The 18,178-nt window shown below is 47.9% G+C and carries 13 protein-coding genes; 10 read left to right on the forward strand and 3 right to left on the reverse strand.

Annotation, left to right across the window (positions count from 1 at the left end; all coding sequences use genetic code 11):
* The first annotated feature begins 250 nt into the window (after positions 1 to 250).
* From dnaG to JHJ32_RS14055, 5 genes are read left to right on the forward strand one after another with little or no spacing between them, the layout of a single operon-like run.
* The gene (gene dnaG / locus JHJ32_RS14035) at positions 251 to 2,188 is read left to right on the forward strand and encodes a DNA primase (protein WP_200121359.1); all 1,938 of its coding nucleotides are present in this window, start codon (positions 251 to 253) and stop codon (positions 2,186 to 2,188) included.
* Positions 2,189 to 2,554, forward strand: a complete 366-nt coding sequence (locus JHJ32_RS14040) for a YraN family protein (protein WP_079717981.1) — start codon at positions 2,189 to 2,191, stop codon at positions 2,552 to 2,554.
* Positions 2,555 to 2,587: 33 nt separating this feature from the next.
* Positions 2,588 to 3,646 carry a glutaminyl-peptide cyclotransferase gene (locus tag JHJ32_RS14045; RefSeq protein ID WP_200121360.1) on the forward strand — a complete coding sequence of 353 codons (1,059 nt, stop codon included), beginning with the start codon at positions 2,588 to 2,590 and terminating at the stop codon, positions 3,644 to 3,646.
* 8 nt (positions 3,647 to 3,654) lie between these two features.
* Complete coding sequence (locus JHJ32_RS14050) at positions 3,655 to 5,436, forward strand: TrkH family potassium uptake protein (RefSeq protein ID WP_200121361.1); 1,782 nt, start codon at positions 3,655 to 3,657, stop codon at positions 5,434 to 5,436.
* 14 nt (positions 5,437 to 5,450) lie between these two features.
* Positions 5,451 to 6,137, forward strand: coding sequence for a TrkA family potassium uptake protein (locus JHJ32_RS14055; protein ID WP_079717978.1), 687 nt, complete (start codon positions 5,451 to 5,453; stop codon positions 6,135 to 6,137).
* A 60-nt stretch (positions 6,138 to 6,197) separates the two neighbouring features.
* Here JHJ32_RS14055 and JHJ32_RS14060 read toward each other — a convergent pair whose 3' ends face one another.
* A complete protein-coding gene (locus tag JHJ32_RS14060; protein WP_200121362.1) occupies positions 6,198 to 9,089 on the reverse strand; it encodes a triple tyrosine motif-containing protein in 2,892 nt (963 codons plus the stop codon).
* 284 nt (positions 9,090 to 9,373) lie between these two features.
* Between JHJ32_RS14060 and JHJ32_RS14065 the strand changes: the two genes are divergently transcribed.
* From JHJ32_RS14065 to JHJ32_RS14075, 3 genes are read left to right on the forward strand one after another with little or no spacing between them, the layout of a single operon-like run.
* Entirely contained in the window at positions 9,374 to 12,403 is a 3,030-nt protein-coding gene (locus JHJ32_RS14065; RefSeq protein ID WP_200121363.1) for a TonB-dependent receptor, read from the forward strand.
* A 26-nt stretch (positions 12,404 to 12,429) separates the two neighbouring features.
* A complete protein-coding gene (locus JHJ32_RS14070; RefSeq protein ID WP_200121364.1) occupies positions 12,430 to 13,980 on the forward strand; it encodes a RagB/SusD family nutrient uptake outer membrane protein in 1,551 nt (516 codons plus the stop codon).
* Positions 13,981 to 14,010: 30 nt separating this feature from the next.
* Positions 14,011 to 15,297, forward strand: a complete 1,287-nt coding sequence (locus JHJ32_RS14075) for a glycoside hydrolase family 2 TIM barrel-domain containing protein (protein WP_200121365.1) — start codon at positions 14,011 to 14,013, stop codon at positions 15,295 to 15,297.
* 101 nt (positions 15,298 to 15,398) lie between these two features.
* Here JHJ32_RS14075 and JHJ32_RS14080 read toward each other — a convergent pair whose 3' ends face one another.
* Both JHJ32_RS14080 and JHJ32_RS14085 read right to left on the reverse strand, forming a co-directional pair.
* Positions 15,399 to 16,256: an SDR family oxidoreductase gene (locus JHJ32_RS14080; RefSeq protein WP_200121366.1), complete on the reverse strand. Its 858-nt coding sequence runs from the start codon at positions 16,254 to 16,256 to the stop codon at positions 15,399 to 15,401.
* Positions 16,257 to 16,288: 32 nt separating this feature from the next.
* Positions 16,289 to 16,699, reverse strand: a complete 411-nt coding sequence (locus JHJ32_RS14085; RefSeq protein ID WP_079717972.1) for an Rrf2 family transcriptional regulator — start codon at positions 16,697 to 16,699, stop codon at positions 16,289 to 16,291.
* A 245-nt stretch (positions 16,700 to 16,944) separates the two neighbouring features.
* On the opposite strand from JHJ32_RS14085, the gene JHJ32_RS14090 reads away from it, so the two are divergent.
* On the forward strand, positions 16,945 to 17,631 hold the full coding sequence (locus JHJ32_RS14090; RefSeq protein WP_200121367.1) for an RNA polymerase sigma factor: 687 nt from the start codon (positions 16,945 to 16,947) through the stop codon (positions 17,629 to 17,631).
* Positions 17,632 to 17,669: 38 nt separating this feature from the next.
* Positions 17,670 to 18,053, forward strand: a complete 384-nt coding sequence (locus JHJ32_RS14095) for a VOC family protein (protein ID WP_079717970.1) — start codon at positions 17,670 to 17,672, stop codon at positions 18,051 to 18,053.
* Positions 18,054 to 18,178: the final 125 nt, after the last annotated feature.

The raw sequence follows: 18,178 nt of genomic DNA on the forward strand, positions 1-18,178 counted from the left end.
TGATGTGTGGGCATTTCTGGGCAATGACAGACATGGTGGGGCCGCCAACGTATCCCGCACCGATGCAGCAGATTTTAGAAATCTTCATTCGTAATGAAAAATAAGATGATGAACGCAGTTTTGTGGAGCAAATGTAATTAAAATAATTTTTTGCACTAAAGTTTTGCGTGCATTCATTTCAGGAAATCGCGATATCTTATTGCTACTTCTCCATTATTCTTTAATTTTACCTTGCCAAATAGGATAGTGTGTGATTAAACAAGAAATAATCGACAAAATTATTGATGCTGCCAGGATCGAAGAGGTGGTAGGTGATTTTGTGGATTTAAAAAAACGGGGCACCTCATTGATAGGGTTATGTCCATTTCATAACGAGAAGACCCCGTCTTTCAATGTGTCGGTAAGTAAGGGTATTTACAAATGTTTTGGCTGCGGTGCCGGTGGGGATGCCGTGCGGTTTGTCATGGAGCACGAAAAGTACTCTTACCCCGAAGCGCTTAAATATCTCGCCCAGAAATATCACATTGAGGTAGAGGAGACCGAACGCACACCGGAACAACTTGCGGCTCAAAATAAACGCGAAAGCCTTTTTATCGTAACTAATTGGGCAGGCAAATTTTTCAAAGAAACACTGTGGGACACTGAAGAAGGGCGTACGGTTGGTCTTAATTATTTCAAAGAGCGGGGCTATCGAGAGGACATTATTCAGAAATTCGAGTTGGGTTATTCGCCCGAAGCATGGAGCGCCCTTTATGACAAAGCCAAAGCAGAAGGTTATAACGATGAGTTTCTGGAAGCCACGGGGTTGGTTATCCGTAAGGATGACGGCAGTGTATATGACCGCTTTCGTGGCCGGGTTATGTTTCCTATTCATAACCTTACCGGAAGAATTTTGGGCTTCGGTGGCCGTACACTGAAAACGGACAAGAAAACCCCTAAATACGTTAATTCCCCGGAAAGCGAAGTATATCACAAATCGGACGTATTATACGGTCTATATTTCGCTAAAAAGCCCATTCTGGATGCCGATAATTGCTACTTGGTGGAAGGTTACGCCGATGTGTTGTCCATGCATCAGGCTGGCGTGGAGAATGTGGTCGCCTCGTCAGGTACCTCGCTTACAAGCGGGCAAATTCGGCTGATTGCGCGCTATACAAAGAATGTGACCATCTTATATGATGGTGACGAGGCCGGCATCAAAGCGTCATTGAGGGGTACGGATATGCTTTTGGAAGAAGGGCTTAACGTGAAGGTGCTGCTTTTTCCTGACGGTAACGACCCGGATTCATATGTACAGCGGTTTGGGTCGGCTGCCTTTAAGAAGTATATTGCCGAGCACCAACGGGACTTTATCTTTTATAAGACCCAGGTGCTTTTGCGTGATGCAGGTGGCGACCCTGTAAAGCGAGCGGCTGTCATCCATGACGTGGTAGAGAGTATCGCGTTGATTCCTGATGCGATCAAAGCATCCGTATTTGTGCGCGAATGCAGTGCCCTGCTCGACATTGAAGAGCGGATCCTGATAGCTGAGCTCAATAAAATTCGAGTCGGTCAAGCACGGAAAGCTGACCGGAAGCCCGAATCTTTGCCGACACCGGCAGGTGCCCCCAAGGCTGTGCCAGACGCGGCGAACGGTGCGGCGGAAGAAAGCCTCTCATCGGATATCTTACAAGAGCGCGAAATCGTCCGCATCCTGCTACACTATGGCAATCAACCTGCGACATGGGAAACCGACAGCGACATTCCCATCGCACCACTCCTGCTAAGTGGATTGAGTGACCTTTCTTTTGACGATCCGGCCTGCCTGGCGATCATCAATACGTATAAGGATTATATTGCGCATAATGAGCTTCCAGAGGAGCGGGTATTCGTAGGGCATGCCGATCGGCGTATCGCCGATCTGGCGATTGATCTGCTCGCTACCAAATATAATCTCAGTCCCAACTGGAATGACGAGAAACGCAAGATATATGTTACACATGAGTCTGAGCGGTTAGAAGATTTGGTATACAGTGCGATTTACCGCATTAAAAAGCGGAAAGTAGAACAACAGATTCACCGGATCCGAGAAGAACTGAAGACAGAAACTGATGCAGCCAATATGGAAGTGATGTTGGCAAATTACCAGAAACTGAAGGACGTTTCGAAGCTAATAGCGGACAAATTGGGCACCATAGTTATCAAATAAATGCTGACCCATCTTGAAAAAGGCAAAAACGGAGAAAACCTAGCCATCCAGCTACTGATAAAACGCGGCTATCGAATCCGCTGCCAAAATTGGCGTTATAAAAATCTTGAAGTAGACGTCATCGCTGAGGAAGGTGATGTGCTTGTTTTTATTGAAGTAAAAACCCGTACAAGTGCAGCTTTCGGTATGCCCTATGAGTTTGTCGACCCAGCGAAGCAAGCCAAACTGGTCCGGGCAGCGAATCACTATATAGCCGCAAATAAGTATGGCGGTGAAATCCGATTTGATATAGTCTCCATCCTTTATGCTGAAGAAAATGATAAATACTATACCCGTTTGATAAAAGATGCTTTTTGGCCGGATTAAACGGGTTACAAAATAATAGTTAAGTTTGCAATCATGAACAAACTCATTTACTGCGCTACAGTGCTGATTGCTTTTATTGCATCCTGCAATACGCAGAAACAGGCATCAAAATTTCGGTTTGCTACACCTGAAGCAGGCACCCTTGTCAAAATAGGCGAGTCCATCCCGCTAAAGTTGGTGTTCCCCTCGGAAGTGTCAACCTTTGATTCCGTAGTGTATGCCATGGACGGCGAAGTTCTCGCGCGGAGAACGGACAGTACGCCAGTAACGCTTGATACTGAAAAAGCGGCGTTCGGCAGCCGTACGCTCAGTGCCAAGCTCTATTATGGTGGCGAAGAGCAAGTTGCCTACAGTAATATTATTGTCGTGCCGCCGCCCCCAAAGCGTTACAGCTTCAAAGTCATCAACGAATATCCACATGATCCAAAGGCGTATACACAAGGATTGGAATTTGATGAAAACAATATCTTATATGAAAGCACCGGAAATGAGAGTTCCGGCCAAAATGGCAAATCTTCGTTGCGGAAAGTCGATTATCGCACTGGCGAGGTAATACAGCGGCTTGACTTGGATGATCGGTATTTCGGCGAAGGGCTTACGCTTGTAGGCGACAAAGTTGTTCAGCTTACCTGGCGCGAAAAAGTGGGCTTTGTCTACAATAAGAACACATTTGCCAAGATTGGAGAGTTTGCATACGGGCAGAGTGCCGAAGGCTGGGGCCTGTGTTACGATGGCAATCGTCTTATTAAGTCTGACGGGAGCAGTCGCCTATACTTTCTCAATAAGGATACTTATGCCGAAGAAGGTTTTATCGAGGTGTATAACGATAAAGGGCCGGTGGATAGCATCAATGAACTGGAATACATCGATGGCAAAGTATATGCCAACATCTATACCAAAGACATCATTGTTATCATCGATCCGGAGACTGGTGCCATTGAAGGTGAGATTAATCTCATCGGCATTTATGCCGATAAAAAAGACCATAATAATGAGCTCAACGGAATCGCCTATGATAGGCGGGGCGATAGGCTTTTTATTACCGGAAAGCTATGGAGTAAGCTCTATCATATTGAGCTGGTCGAACGCTAACGACGACTATGCTGAGCGCAATAAAGTACATTTTCAAGTATCGCGAAAAAGCGGTAGACCGGGTTATGCTGTATGTCAGCTTGCTTTGTGCGTTGGCGGTGCTTTTTCACCTGGGGTATAACACGGACGTATTCACAGCCCAGCGATTCACAGTGATTACAGCATGGCTGTTTTATGGACTGTATTTGTTAAGCGTGTTGCGTACCGTATTGTCTATTTGGATTGCCAAACGCGTGATGGTAGCGCATTACGGAGGGCTGGCCTTGCTATTGTATTTTGTAATAGTTGCTTTAGCGCGGCAAACTGACGTCGGTGTGTTGTCGTTTTTGCGGCAGGCTGAATGGTTGCATTTGGGGATTTTCGCTGTCTTTCTGACCGAGCTTTCCAAAAGCAGCCTCTTTTTTGATAATTTTTATTTCAACCCGACTATTTTATTCGTTATTAGCTTCCTTGCCCTTATCCTTATCGGTACACTGCTGTTGATGCTGCCACGTACAACGCCTGGACAGCAGTCGTTGGGTTTTGTTGATGCGCTATTTATGGCCACGAGTGGGGTTTGCATCACGGGGCTATCGGTCATTGATGTCGCTAGTAGGCTTACCGTATTTGGCCAGACCGTATTGCTGATACTGGTCCAACTGGGTGGATTGGGTATCATGACTTTTACCGGTTTTTTCGGCTATTTCTTTTCCGGCGGATTTTCTTTTAAAAACCAATTGATGTATAGCGAAATCCTGGGGCACAATAAGGTGGGGTCGGTCATCAATACGTTGTTTAAGATAGTGTTTATCACCTTATTTTTTGAGGCCATAGGAGCGGTATTGATCTATGCGAGTGTATCGGCAGAGGATTTTGAGTCCGGTGGAAAGCGCTTATTTTTCGCTATATTCCACGCTGTGTCCGCCTTTTGTAATGCCGGGTTTTCCACGGTAAGTGATGGGATGTCTCATCCCCTTCTTCGATTCAATTACAATGTGCAATTGATTATTGCTTTGCTCTTTATTTTGGGCGGGTTTGGATTTTCCATTGTATTGAACACCTATACGTTTATCAAGCGGTGGGTCGTCAATATTTTCAAGCGCATTTTTTACGGCAGGCCATTTGTTTACCGGGCTTGGGTCATCAGTTTTAACTCGCGCTTGATTGCCTGGGTGACCGCCATACTAATCGTTTTCGGAACGTTGAGTACCTTCGTGTTAGAATACGAACACACACTTGCAGAGCATCAGGGGTTTTGGGCTAAGTTGGTTTCTGCTTTTTTTACAGGCACTTCTTCCCGTACTGCAGGGTTCAATATTGCGGATATGGATGCTTTTACGTTTCCTACGATCATGCTTATCATGCTGCTCATGTGGATAGGAGCCTCCCCGGGTTCGACGGGAGGTGGTATCAAAACCACCACCTTTGCTATCGCTTTTCTTAATATCGTCAGTTTGGCGCGGGGCAAAGATGACCTGGAGATCTTCAAACGGAAGATCTCAAACGATACCGTCAATAAGGCATTCGCCATTATCATGTTGTCTTTACTGGCCATGGGGGTGTCTGTTTTCGCACTCACAATTACCGATGGCGACAAAAACCTGTTGGACATCGCATTTGAGTGCTTTTCGGCGTATGCGACCTGCGGGCTTAGTTTAGGCATTACGCCTCATCTTAGTGACGGCGGTAAAGTAATCATTACCCTCACCATGTTTATCGGGCGGGTTGGTATGCTTACGCTATTAGTTGCATTGATTAAAAATACTAGAAACAGAAACTTTGCCTACCCGCAGGAGAAGGTATTGTTTTAAGATGTAGACTGACTATGAAATACATTGTTATGGGCCTCGGAAATTTCGGTAAATCACTGGCCATCCGGCTTACCGAACTGGGGCATGAGGTTATTGGCGTAGACAATCGCATGGCCAAGGTAGAACAACTGAAGGAAAAAATCACACATACGGTATGTATGGACAGTACGGATATTGATGCCGTAAGTGCGTTACCACTGAAAGATGCCCACGCAGTGATTGTAGCTATCGGAGAGGACGAAGGGGCTTCGTTGTTGACAACAGCGTTGCTGAAGCAACTTCCGGTGAAGCGTATTATCGGGCGGATCGTGTCTGACCTCCAGCGGACGGTGCTAGAGGCAATGAACATTGACGAGTATATTATGCCCGAAGAGGAGTCAGCTGCGCGGTTGGCGATGCGTTTGGACAACCTCGATATTGTTGATTCTTTCAAAGTATCCGATCGGTACAGCATTGTGGAGACCAAAGTGCCTGGCAAATACGTGGGAATGACCTTGAAAGAAGCCAACCTGACCAACAAATACAGGGTCATTGTGCTGACCACGATTAAGTCGACGGAGGCGTTGGAGAATGGCAAGGTAAAAATCAACAAAGAGGCAACAGGGATTGCCCAATCAGACACGGTATTGGAGGCCGGCGATATCCTCGTGTTGTTCGGAGAGCTGAAGAATATCAATCGGTTAATTCAAAAAGGCGATTAACTTTCGATATTCTTTATATACAAGGGCATGCCCTGTCTGAATAAAAAGACCATGGCTGGTCTAAATTGCTGCCAGGTATTCATTTAGAGGTACTTCGGTTTGTAGGCCTAGCTTTTTCCTGAGACGGTATCGGTGTATTTCCACCCCGCGGACGGAAATATTTTGAAGCTGCGCAATCTGTTTGGACGAAAAGTTCAGCCGCAGATAGGCACATACTTTTAGGTCGTTGCGTGAGAGCGTTGGATATTTCGCTTTCAATCGATTAAGGAAACCGTCGTTCAACTCATCAAAATGAGTGGCAAACTGATCCCAGTTGGCACTGTTCTTTTCGATATCCTTGAGCAGCGACGTGATCCGTTTTAGATCGCTTTCGTCTTCAGCGCTGAGGTGCAATTTTGCCAATTCAAGCTTGACCTTACTGAGCGCGCCTGTGTTTTCCATCAATTGCATGCTGGTATTGGCAAGTTCCTTCGTTTTCATTAGTACTTCATTTTCCAGCATTTCGTTTTGGAGTTTTACAATTTCCTTTTCATTTTTTTCGATCTCCAATTGGTGGATATAACGCAATTGCGCCAGCTTTTCCTCGTATTTGTTCTGTTGGAGGCGCCAAGCGCGTTGCTGCCATCGGATGAACAGGTATAACCCTATCAATGCAACGATTACGTATATAAGTATGGCCCATTTTGTTTGGTACCAAGGCGGGCGTATTACAAACGTGTACACAACAGGGTCAGATTCGACATTTAAGCTGTTGCGCGCTTTCAGTTTAAAAGTATACGTGCCGCTTGGTAGGTTAGTGTAGTCTTTTTCTGTATTCGTACTCCAAGCCGACCATTTGGTGTCGTAGCCTTCTAACCAATAGCTATAGCTTATTTGGCCCTGTATGCCGTAGTTTGGTGAGCTGTACTCAAAATGAAAGGCATTAAAAGCGGCATGCAACAGGGGGATTTGCAGCCCTTGCTGTGTATAGGATCCGGCACTGTTTTGCGAAGGGTATCCACCAAATATGGTGCTGTCCTTTTTGCCGGAAATATTTACAACCGAGAGCAATACCCTGGGGTGTGGTGTATTTGTCCGGTATTTTTCATAGTTAAGGTGGATAATTCCCGTTTCGGAGCCGATATATATGTTGCTTTTGTCATATGGGTAGATATTTTCGAACCCTGAGGTATTCAACCCTTCTATTTCGGGGAAATAGAAAATGCCACCCGAAATACTGTCTGCCACTGACTTTGCTACGCCGATTTTTTTTCCGCTGCAAAACCACACGTTGCCATCGGCGTCATCCTTTAAGTATTTTATTGGAATTCCGGCGAAAAGAGCAAACGATTGGGAAGGCATAAACCGTCCAGCCGCCCGGTCAAACTCGTACACACCTGCCTCGGTTGCAAATACGATACGGTTCTTGATCCTGAAGACAAAATTTTGATAAGATGAAGGTAGACCATCATCTCGGGTAAAGAGGCGCACAGCGTACGCTGTACTATCGGACGATAAAGTTAACCGATAAATGCCACGGTATGGGTGTGACGCCCAGATAGTGCCATCTTCATCGCGCTCCAAAAAGCGATATGAGTCGGCCTGACCCGCGAGCGTACCAGCACGTTTGAATCTGCCGTTTGAATAGCGTAGCATATCTACACCATAATATGTGCCTACCAGCATATCCTGTATTGGGTACCCAGATGAAAGCGGTAAAAACATCCAAGATCCCGTACCCGTCGCGACAGGCTTGGCAAGCTCATCGTTTATTAAGAAAATACCGTTGTTATGGGCAAGAATCAACTGCCCGTTTACTTCCTCAAGGCGCCATGCTTCCCCTCTGTCGCTACCATTTACTAAAGAAAATTTACCCTGGCAAAGGCTATGGTCAGCTATTCCTCCGGCCAACTGGGCTACGTATACGCCATTGGAAGAGGAAACATAAAGCTTGTTCCCCAAAATTCTGGTGGAGAAACCTGTCACGTCGTTTTCTGTGTTTGGTCGGAAAAATTTCACTGCACTGTTATAGCCGATCACGGCAATCGTATTATCGACACCTGCCCAGATATTCTGGTCACGATCAACAAATACGCGGGTGACATTAGTGTTCCGCAGTCCTTCCGCAGCAGCGATACGTTGAATCACGCAGCCATCCAGCGTACGTATCACGCAGCCATCTGTAGAAGTGGCCATTACGTATGCATTGTTGCTTAATTTTGCGAACGATGGGGTATATAGGTCTTGCCAAGGGCCGGTGTTTAGGCGCTGGAGTGTATTGTTATGCAAAAGATAGTTCTTGTTGGTAATTGTTGCCACGAAGACACTGTCTGTGCCAATGGGGAGGACCGAGGCGACGATGGCCTCCTCCATGATGTTTGCATTGTTGAGAGGCACCCATTGCTTATTCCTGAACTCCAGTAGGCCGCGGTTTTTATCCTGTGCAAATAGCCGCCCGGCTGCTTCACCTAGAAATAACCATTCTGAGACAGGAGTATGTACCGTGATGCCGCCATTGGTCCATTCAAAAATGCGATCGGTAGCCCGGAAAAAAACCGACCGCCCGGTTGCTGCTGTATTCCATATATCTGCAAATTTCTGGTAGGCTTGCGGCACGCGGCCACTTAATGAGGTATAACTCAGTTTTGTATGGACGCCTCCTTCAAAATAGCCAAATTCGCCCTGTCCCCCAACATATATTCGATCGTTTTCATCGATAAAAATTGAACGTAGTATGGTACTATTGGGAAGCGGATACGGGTTCCAATAGCGGCCATTAAAGGTTATTAACCCTTCATTATTGGCAAAGTACATGATGCCTCTGCTGTCCTGTTTGATGTCCCAAGTGCGACTTCCTCCTTGAAACACGGATTTGTTATAGTTAAAGACCGGGGGAATGCCTAGGCTGTTCTGGCCGAATACAACATAAGGCAGGACAGCGAATAAAACAGCAAGCAATCGACAGACCTTCATCAGAGATTTTTAAACACCGTTTGTTGTCACAGCGAAGTGCCCAAATATAGCGAAATTCGTCGATTTCGGGCTATTGATGTAGAAATGATGTAGTGCGATGTTTCGGGTTTTTCATGCGGTAACGTTACTTTTGGCCCCACTAGTTGTAAACAACAAATTCCAATTAATTCATTATGCAATGAGACCTGCGTGAGCTGCCAAGGGAATACGAATAAATAGCGCATGCAAGTTTCATAGCCTTAAAAAAATCATGTTAAATGAAAAAGTGTGTATTAATACTTGCCATGATTACACTTTTGTCCTGCGTACACGGATACGTACGGGCACAAAGTAGGACAGTAACTGGAAGTGTTACTGATGAAGCAGGAAATCCCGTGATTGCTTCAATAACGGTAAAGGGTGTTCCAGGCATCGGCACCACAAGTACGGAGACGGGATCGTTCAGCTTGTCTGTTCCCCAGACGGCTGATTCGTTGATTGTTTCTGCCGTTGGCTACGCGCGACAGACCTTAGTAATCTCCGGCACAGTGATGGACATTCGGTTGGCTCCAGATGGTGGGTTCAATTTGGATGAGGTGGTTGTAGTTGGCTATGGTACGCAACGCAAGGGCGACCTTACGGCACCGGTTGCTTCGGTCAATATGGAGAATGCGACGAGGCGTACTGTCTCCACGCCGATGGATGCTTTGCAGGGAGCAGTGACTGGGGTACAGGTGGTGAGCTCGGGCGCACCGGGTTCTACGCCGACAGTACGTGTCCGGGGCGTTGGTTCTCTCAACAATGAAAATCCGTTATACGTAGTAGACGGGATGTTTATGGATAATATTGATTTCCTTAACCCGAATGACATCGCTGATATGTCGGTCTTGAAAGACGCTTCGGGTGCGGCCATTTACGGTGTACGGGCGGCAAACGGTGTGATCATCGTCACCACAAAACGAGGCAGCCTCAATATGAAGCCACGCGTCACCTACAACGGTTATGTAGGTGTTCAGACCCCAAATAATGTGTTGAAGATGGCCGATGGAGCGCAATTTGCAGCTTATTCGCTAGCGAAGGGCGATCGGTATGTTGTCGATAACTCGGTAGAAAAATTTGGCGGACAGGATACCAGACCAGCGATGGATACCGATTGGTATAACGAGTTACTGCGGTCTCAGGCGCTAATTACCAACCACAACGTGGATGTACAGGGGGGCAGCGATAAGATCTCCTATACTTTTGGGGTAAACTATTTGGATCAAGATGGCATTATGGATGCAGAAAACTATCACCGCAAGTACAACATTCGCATGCAAGCTGAAGCGCGGGTAGCTCCGTGGTTGAAAATCGGGTTTACCGGTCATCTGAATAATTTTAACCAGTTTTCGCCGAATAACGCAGCTTTCCGTCAGGCGTATTTCGCTTCGCCACTGTATCCGGTTTACGATCCAAGCCTTGAATTGGCAAACCCTGTCAAGTTTGGTACCAGTGCTTCCATTGGTATACCGACAGGCTTCTGGTTTAATAACCCGATTGCTACGGCGTATTACAATCATAATGAAAACAAAGGATTCCAGATATTGCCAAGTGCTTACGTAGAGGCAGAATTTTGGCGAAAGAAGCTAACCTTCCGGTCGCAGCTCAGCCAGCGCTATCAGTCTACACATGCGATAGCCTATACGCCGGTATACTACATTGACAATGACCAGCGGAGTGATCGCTCATATTTGCGCTCGGCTCAAGAACGGAACACCAACTATATCCTTGACAACCTTCTGACCTATCGGGATGAAGCAGGTGCACACCATTGGACCATGTTGCTGGGGCAGTCCGTACGCGAAGAGCGCTGGCGGGAAACCTGGGTATCTGCTAACGATGTGCCGCAGTCGCCGGAATTCTGGTATGTCGGCCAGGGCGCCCAAGGTATTGGTTCGGCTACCGGCTATGGCGAGGGTGGCTTCCGCAATGCGGGGGTTTCGTTCTTTACGCGGGGTACATATGATTATGACAATAAATACTTGCTTACGGCCACATTCCGGGCGGATGGCAGCTCGAAATACCAAACCAAATGGGGTTATTTTCCATCGGTAGGTTTAGGGTGGGTGCTCAGTCGTGAAGGCTTTATGGAAAACCAATCGTTGTTTGACCTCTTGAAGATCCGCGGCAGCTGGGGGCTTCTGGGCAATGACGGCATCCAGCCCAACGCGGGGTATGCCATTATCAATTCAGGTAACAATAATTCTGCGATATTCGGCAGTGTGGGCACAAGCTACGGAAGCCGCGTCCCAGGATATCGAGTGAGCCGGTTTTTTACTCAGGTACGCTGGGAGGTGGTCGAAGAATGGGACGGCGGTGTCGATTTTGCACTACTTGGCAATCGGTTGAATGGCACAGTAGACTATTACTATCGTCGTACCAAGGACCTGGCTTTTAGTCGTCCGATACCATTCCTGTGGGACCGTGTATACGGCAACTGGGGCAGCGTGGCCAACAGCGGATGGGAGATCGGATTAGACTGGAAAGACCAAGCTGGCGAGCTTGGATATACCATCGGGATTAATGCAACTACACTGAAAAACAGGGTCGTTGACTTAGGTGGACTAGACAACATCATGAACGGGTTCCCAGAGTGGACTGCCGAATTCCCGGCACGTATCGAAGAAAATCAACCAATCAACTACTATTATGGGTACGAAGTGGTTGGCGTATATCAAAACCAGGCCGAGATCGACGCAGATCCAATAGCGCGTCAATACAACGCAGCAAACCCTGGGTCGCCTATACAGCCGGGTTACCTGAAATACAAAGATCAAAATGGCAATGGCGAACTGGATGAGGAGGACCGCATAAACCTGGGCAATTATTTACCTAAGTTGACGTATGGTCTCAATATTGGCCTGACGTATAAACGATTTGATTTCAATTTGGCCTTACAAGGCGTGGCTGGCAATAAAATACACAACCTCAATCGGGCAATGCGGCGTAAATATCCGCAGATGAATGCAGACGAAGCCTTTATCACCGGTCTTTGGACAGGCGAAGGCTCTACAAACAAATACCCTTCGGCACAAGGAAGTGTAGCCTCTTGGAACCTGCAGGCGAGCTCGTTCTTCGTAGAAAGTGGTGCCTACCTGCGGGTGCAGAATATCCAGGCGGGATACAGCTTCAATATCCGAGAGTCTATACCTGTGCGCGTCTTTGCAACGGCAGACAGGCCGTTTATTTTTACCGGCTACAACGGGTTTACCCCAGAAGTATCCGGAATGGGATACGATGCAAATGTGTATCCGGTGTCGGCCACCTATAGTTTAGGCCTGAATGTTACTTTTTAATTTAAACGGACATTAATAAGATAGTTATGAATCATTATAAATATATTGCAATCAGTGGATGTATCGCTGTGGCATCCCTGCTGAGTGGGTGCGAAAAGTTCTTGGATAAGCCCCTGGAAAACCAACAGCGGTCTGAAGAAATTGATTATACCAATCTTTCGTTGATGTATGCGCCGGTATCGGGTGTTTATCGGGCCGCGTCGGATGACAACCTCGTACATTGGATAGACCTTTCAATCCGTTGTGTTCGGGAAGATGACTACGAGCAAGGTGCGCCAAACCCCAACGATAACCCCGAACTGATGAGCATCAAGAATTTCCAGCGCGATGTGACGATACAGTCGTATTGGGGGCTCAACCAGTCGTGGATCAGCTACTACAGCTTAGCCATTGCGGCCAACAATGCGCTGATGGAATTGGACCGTTTTGCCGAGACTATCCCTACAGGCAATACCGCTGATGCTGCACTTAACAGACAGTATCAGGCAGAAGTCAGGTTCGTAAGGGCTTATGCACACTTAATGGCCACACGTCTGTTTGGCGATGTACCCATCTTGTCAGATAGCGGCGACATTGCTCGGCTTACCACCATCGAAAAGAGCACTGCCGCGGAGGTCCGGCAGTTTATCATCGCAGAGATGGATGCGTGTGTTACTGATTTGGAAGATGCCAGACCGAATGAATCCAGACATGTAGGAGCTGTCACCCGGTACTCGGCCTTGTTGCTGAAAGCCAAAGCTGCCGCTGATCTGGCAGGCAACGATAACGCAAGTCCCTATTGGGATACTGTACTGGAGGCAACCAATGAGATCATCACTAGCAATAAATTCTCGCTTTACCCAGATTTCTACCAGCTCTTTAAACTTCCCGGCAAGCTTTCAAACGAGTCGCTTTTTGAGTTGCAATATTCCGATTTTGGTCTCCCCGCGGGCGATATTGTGCGTCCTGGAGTAGATTGGGGTACCTTCTTCCGTTGGCAGGGACCCGCGGGCGATCAGCGCGGAAGCCCTATTTCGGGGGCAGGATGGGTTCCCCCGTCGCAGGATATTATTGATTTCCTGACAAATCGCGGTGACGACACCCGGCTTCGAACCACCATTCTGTACTGCGGTGTGGATGGCAATCCGGCTACATTTGTCGAAACACCCAGTGGCGATCGTGTATATGGCAATGACTTTGGCACAAAGTATTTCAATGGCAAAACCTACCTGCCAACATCACAGATGACCGAAGGCCGTTTCGAGTACGGGGCTAATAACAATGTGCGCATCCTGCGCTATGCCGATGTCCTATTGCTGAATGCCGAAGCTAAGGTACGCAAGGGACAGAGCGGCGATGAGCCCTTCCGGCTGGTGCGCCAACGCGTGAATATGGCGCCTATTACTGGTGTGACGCTGGAGCAGATTCTTGACGAGCGCAGGGCTGAGTTTGCCTGTGAGTGGTGGGGTGAGCGTTTCAATGATCTTGTGCGCACGGGCAGAGCGCAGCAAGTGTTTGGGTCGAATTTCATTCCTGGGCAAAGTGAGTACGTACCTATACCGCAGACGCAGATAGATGCCAATTCGAATTTCAGGTAGACGATTTTTGTAGTTAAAAAAATGATTGTTATGAGTTTTTCTAAGTTAGCGATGTTGACGATTGCCGCGCTGCTTTCGCTGGCGCTCAGCGTTTCCGCGCAGTCCGGCAAGCCGATAAAAACCGAAATTGTTGAGCAAGAAGGAGGGTATACCTTGCTGCGCGACGGCAAACCTTATTTTATAAAGGGGGCAGGTGGCACCAGCTATTTGGATCGGTTGAAAGCCTACGGTGGAAATTCCATCCGCACGTGGAGCACGAGCGACGGACAGCAAGTGCTGGATGAGGCGCAGCGGTTAGGGCTTACGGTGACCATGGGGCTTAGTATGGGCAACGAGCGCCATGGCTTTGATTATGACGATGCGAAGGCCGTTGCCGAACAATTGCAACGTATTCGTGCAGAGGTGCTTAAATATAAAGACCACCCGGCGCTGCTTGCCTGGGGGATAGGTAATGAGCTGAACCTGCACTATACGAACCCAAAGGTGTGGGATGCCGTCAATGCCGTGGCTGAGCTGATCCATGAAATCGATCCTAACCACCTTGTTACTACGATGCTTGCGGGAATCAACCAAAAGGAAATCGACTATATCAAAACCAAGTGCCCGGCACTCGACCTGATTGCGGTACAGGTATACGGCGGCCTCGCATCGGTACCCGAACAGATCAGAGCTACAGGCTGGGATAAGGCGTACATTGTTACCGAGTGGGGGCCTACCGGCCATTGGGAGGGGCCCCAAACGCCATGGGGTGCTTCGGTAGAAGAGACAAGCAGTCAGAAAGCGGCCGTCTATAAAAGCCGATATGAAGCCTCCATCGCAAAAGACACGCATTGCTTGGGCTCGTATGTGTTCTTGTGGGGGCAAAAACAGGAACGCACCCCTACGTGGTACGGCCTATTTACCGAAGCGGGAGAGGAAAGTGAGGTCGTCGATGTGATGCAATATTTGTGGACGGGTCAATGGCCCAAAAATCGGGCTCCACACCTGGATTCGGTGGTATTGGATGGTAAGCAGACCTTGGACTTCATTTACCTAAAACCAGGGCAATCATACACGGCGGTCGTATATGCATCCGATCCGGACAATGACAAGCTTACGACGCGTTGGGAGCTGTTGCCTGAAAGCACGGACCTCAAGGAGGGCGGCGATCGTGAGCGCAGACCGGAGGCTATTCCCGGGCTGGTCAGCAGTATGGCGGTAGACCAAGCCACGTTGACAGCACCTTCCAAAGCAGGTGCCTATCGGCTATTCTTGTATGTCTCGGATGGCAATAATAACGTGGCCACAGCAAATATTCCCTTCTTTGTGAGGCGATGAGCATGATATCACGGAGATACCAATCAATCCTTGCCTATGTAGGTGGGACAAGGATTGATTCTTCGTCCTGCTTTTCGGCGCGAGAAAATACAGCCTAAATCTCAAGCCGATTTTGCTATCGCATTTTTGACAGACGCTGCCAGCGACGTGGTTGGATGGCCTATCAATCGCGAAAGCGTGTGGCTGTCATCGAATAAGTCGCCCTTGGCAGCACTCGCATCCCATCCAGCAATGGCTTGGGCAAAATGCTCAGGTACACCCAGTGATTTCAGGACTTCAGCATACTCCTTTTCCGGAAGGTCGTTGTAGGAGATATTTTTCTCAGTCTGCCGGGATACTTCAGCTGCGAGTTCCGCCAGTGTGTAGGCCTCGTCGCCCGCCAATTCGTATACCTTTCCTTGATGGTCTTCGCTGGTCAGCACTACAGCGGCCGCCTCGGCATAATCGGCACGGGCAGCAGAAGCAATTTTGCCTGTACCTGCACTGCCGGTGACCGCCCCTGTGGTCATTGCTGTGGCGATCGACCCCAAATAGTTTTCGGTATACCACCCATTGCGCAAAATCGTATACGGGATGCCGGACCCCTTCAGTGTTTCTTCCGTCGCCAAGTGCTCAGCAGCTAGGCTCAAGGTGGACGTATCAGCATGTAGTAAGCTCGTGTAAATCACCCATTTCACACCAGCTTGTTGTGCCGCTCGGATGACATGTTCGTGCTGTGTTTTACGTTGTCCAACCTCATTAGAAGAGATCAATAGTAGGTGCTCGATCCCTCGCAAGGGTTCAGCAAGCGATGCCGGTTTGCTGTAGTCAAAAGCGAGGACCTCGATGCCCAAGTCAACGGCCTTTTCAGGACTACGTACCAATGCTACAAGATTGTCGGCAGCTATCCTTGCTTTCAACTTTTCTACGACCAGACGACCCAGTTGTCCTGTCGCTCCTGTTATTCCTATTTTTGCCATTTTTATTCAGTTGCATTATATTATTCAAACAATCAGCGGAACTGCTTGACAAACTTCTCCAATGTGATACTTTGAAGGTAAGCCAGCATCAATTCGTCGGTTTTTGCAAATAGGCCATCTAGTGCCTTGTTGATTTGTTTTCCTATCGGGCATTGCGGGTTTGTGTTGAGGTTTTTCTTGCCCAGTACCTCTGTATTCTTTACAAGCAGATAGATATCAGCAAGCGAGATTTCGGTGCTGGACTTTTGCAGTCTGGAGCCTCCTTCCTTGCCTTTGCGGGTAATTACCAACCCACGTTGTTGCAGCGTTCCCAGCTCTTTCCTTACCATCACCGGATTAATATTGATGCTGTTCGCAATCCAGTCGGAACTCAGCCATTCGCCGTCATTATCGGCTAATATCGCCAAAACATGTACCACTGTCGCAAATCGGGTGTTGTTCATATGATTCAAAGGTAAGTAAGTATTTTTAATTGTAATAATTGTTGTTACAGTTATTGTTTATTTGTTCAGATCGTTTTTGAGCATGCGCATGGAAAGCCAAATGGGACGATTCTCAGGCAACTAACGCCGCCATCAAGAAAAACACTAACTTTATAACCGAAATATGAGCGATCCGCAACAGCTTGTTTGAGAAATAAAGCGAGGGAATGCCGCCAAAGAATGGGAACCATCTATTGTTTAAGCCAATGGAATTTCAATCACGAGACAGGGTTCAACCGCCCTTTGAGGAGATGTATCGTATCGCAAAGCAGTATGCCCGCCGGCAAGCTGAGGCCGACGATTTAGTACAGGATTTACTTCTCGAAGCAGTCAGAACGGGAAAAGATTTTACAGACGCCCGTTTCATGGCATGGGGACGGGGCTTTCTTCGCAATCGCGCAGCGTTCATTGCCCGTACGGAAGGCCGTCGCCGCAAAAGGGAAGCGGTGTATCATAATACCGAGGTGGATGTCGAGTATTCCCGGCTGCAGCTTCCTGATACCCTTATTGTTGGCCTTCGTCCATCGCTCCGTATACTCGCCCGCTTGATCAACTGCGGCTTAGATCGAAAGGAGATGCTATACATCCTGAACCTAACCGATACGGCGCTGCGCCAACGCCTGGTGGCATTACGCCGGGAGTGGAAAGCCTACTGTGATAGGACGGGAGAGCAACATCCTGAGCCTCAAGATAAGCCCGATCATCTATTATCCAGCGGATTGATACGGAGGTCGCTTATCCAGGCATTCAGGCACAATACGAATCGGACACAACACCTGTCGGGCAGGATTATTGGTAGCCACGATCCAGATGGACATTTATTTGCAATTCGTACTTTTCTTGCTCACAAAAAGCACGCCGGTGGCAACACTAGTAAAGACAAAGGGAAATAACCCTGCGCGAAATGTTAAACGTAAAAACAAGGACTAATATGGATTTAAAATTGAAAAAAGGTATTGCCATAATTTTTAACGTAAGCGATATCGACCGTACAGAACACTTTTACCGAAACGTTTTGGGAATTGAAACAGTGCGCCAATCTGGCGGGGATGAGGCCGATTGGTTGATTGCAAAGTGGGAAGATCATGTTGAATTGCTGTTTTTTCAAGGAACAGAAAAGGCCGGCCGGTCACCTGTCGTGGTATTCGAGCTCGAGGACGGGTATATGGAATCTGTATTGGAAAAGCTGGCGAATGAAGGTGTTGAGATAGTCACCCCCGTTACAGAAGCTCCCGGTGGCTGGAGTGCCGAAATTGCCGATCCAGACGGCCATCCATTGGCGTTTTTTCAATCGGGCGAATTACCACTTCGGTAAACTCGAAAAGGCATTGGATGCCGCAAAGCAATTGTGCATTTGCGGCATCCTACTTAATCTTTAAACCAATATTATACGCTCGCGGTATCATACCTTACCCGAAAAAGACCTTTTCAACCGCGCTA

This window comes from Parapedobacter sp. ISTM3 (assembly GCF_016533505.1).
Classification (GTDB): domain Bacteria; phylum Bacteroidota; class Bacteroidia; order Sphingobacteriales; family Sphingobacteriaceae; genus Parapedobacter; species Parapedobacter luteus.

Bases quoted from the DNA above. Each gene is read 5' to 3' on its own strand.
- JHJ32_RS14040 (WP_079717981.1), top strand. From the start codon at position 2,189: ATGCTGACCCATCTTGAAAAAGGCAAAAACGGAGAAAACCTAGCCATC.
- JHJ32_RS14045 (WP_200121360.1), top strand. From the start codon at position 2,588: ATGAACAAACTCATTTACTGCGCTACAGTGCTGATTGCTTTTATTGCA.
- JHJ32_RS14050 (WP_200121361.1), top strand. From the start codon at position 3,655: ATGCTGAGCGCAATAAAGTACATTTTCAAGTATCGCGAAAAAGCGGTA.
- JHJ32_RS14055 (WP_079717978.1), top strand. From the start codon at position 5,451: ATGAAATACATTGTTATGGGCCTCGGAAATTTCGGTAAATCACTGGCC.
- JHJ32_RS14060 (WP_200121362.1), bottom strand. From the start codon at position 9,089: ATGAAGGTCTGTCGATTGCTTGCTGTTTTATTCGCTGTCCTGCCTTAT.
- JHJ32_RS14065 (WP_200121363.1), top strand. From the start codon at position 9,374: ATGATTACACTTTTGTCCTGCGTACACGGATACGTACGGGCACAAAGT.
- JHJ32_RS14070 (WP_200121364.1), top strand. From the start codon at position 12,430: ATGAATCATTATAAATATATTGCAATCAGTGGATGTATCGCTGTGGCA.
- JHJ32_RS14075 (WP_200121365.1), top strand. From the start codon at position 14,011: ATGAGTTTTTCTAAGTTAGCGATGTTGACGATTGCCGCGCTGCTTTCG.
- JHJ32_RS14080 (WP_200121366.1), bottom strand. From the start codon at position 16,256: ATGGCAAAAATAGGAATAACAGGAGCGACAGGACAACTGGGTCGTCTG.
- JHJ32_RS14085 (WP_079717972.1), bottom strand. From the start codon at position 16,699: ATGAACAACACCCGATTTGCGACAGTGGTACATGTTTTGGCGATATTA.
- JHJ32_RS14090 (WP_200121367.1), top strand. From the start codon at position 16,945: ATGGAATTTCAATCACGAGACAGGGTTCAACCGCCCTTTGAGGAGATG.
- JHJ32_RS14095 (WP_079717970.1), top strand. From the start codon at position 17,670: ATGGATTTAAAATTGAAAAAAGGTATTGCCATAATTTTTAACGTAAGC.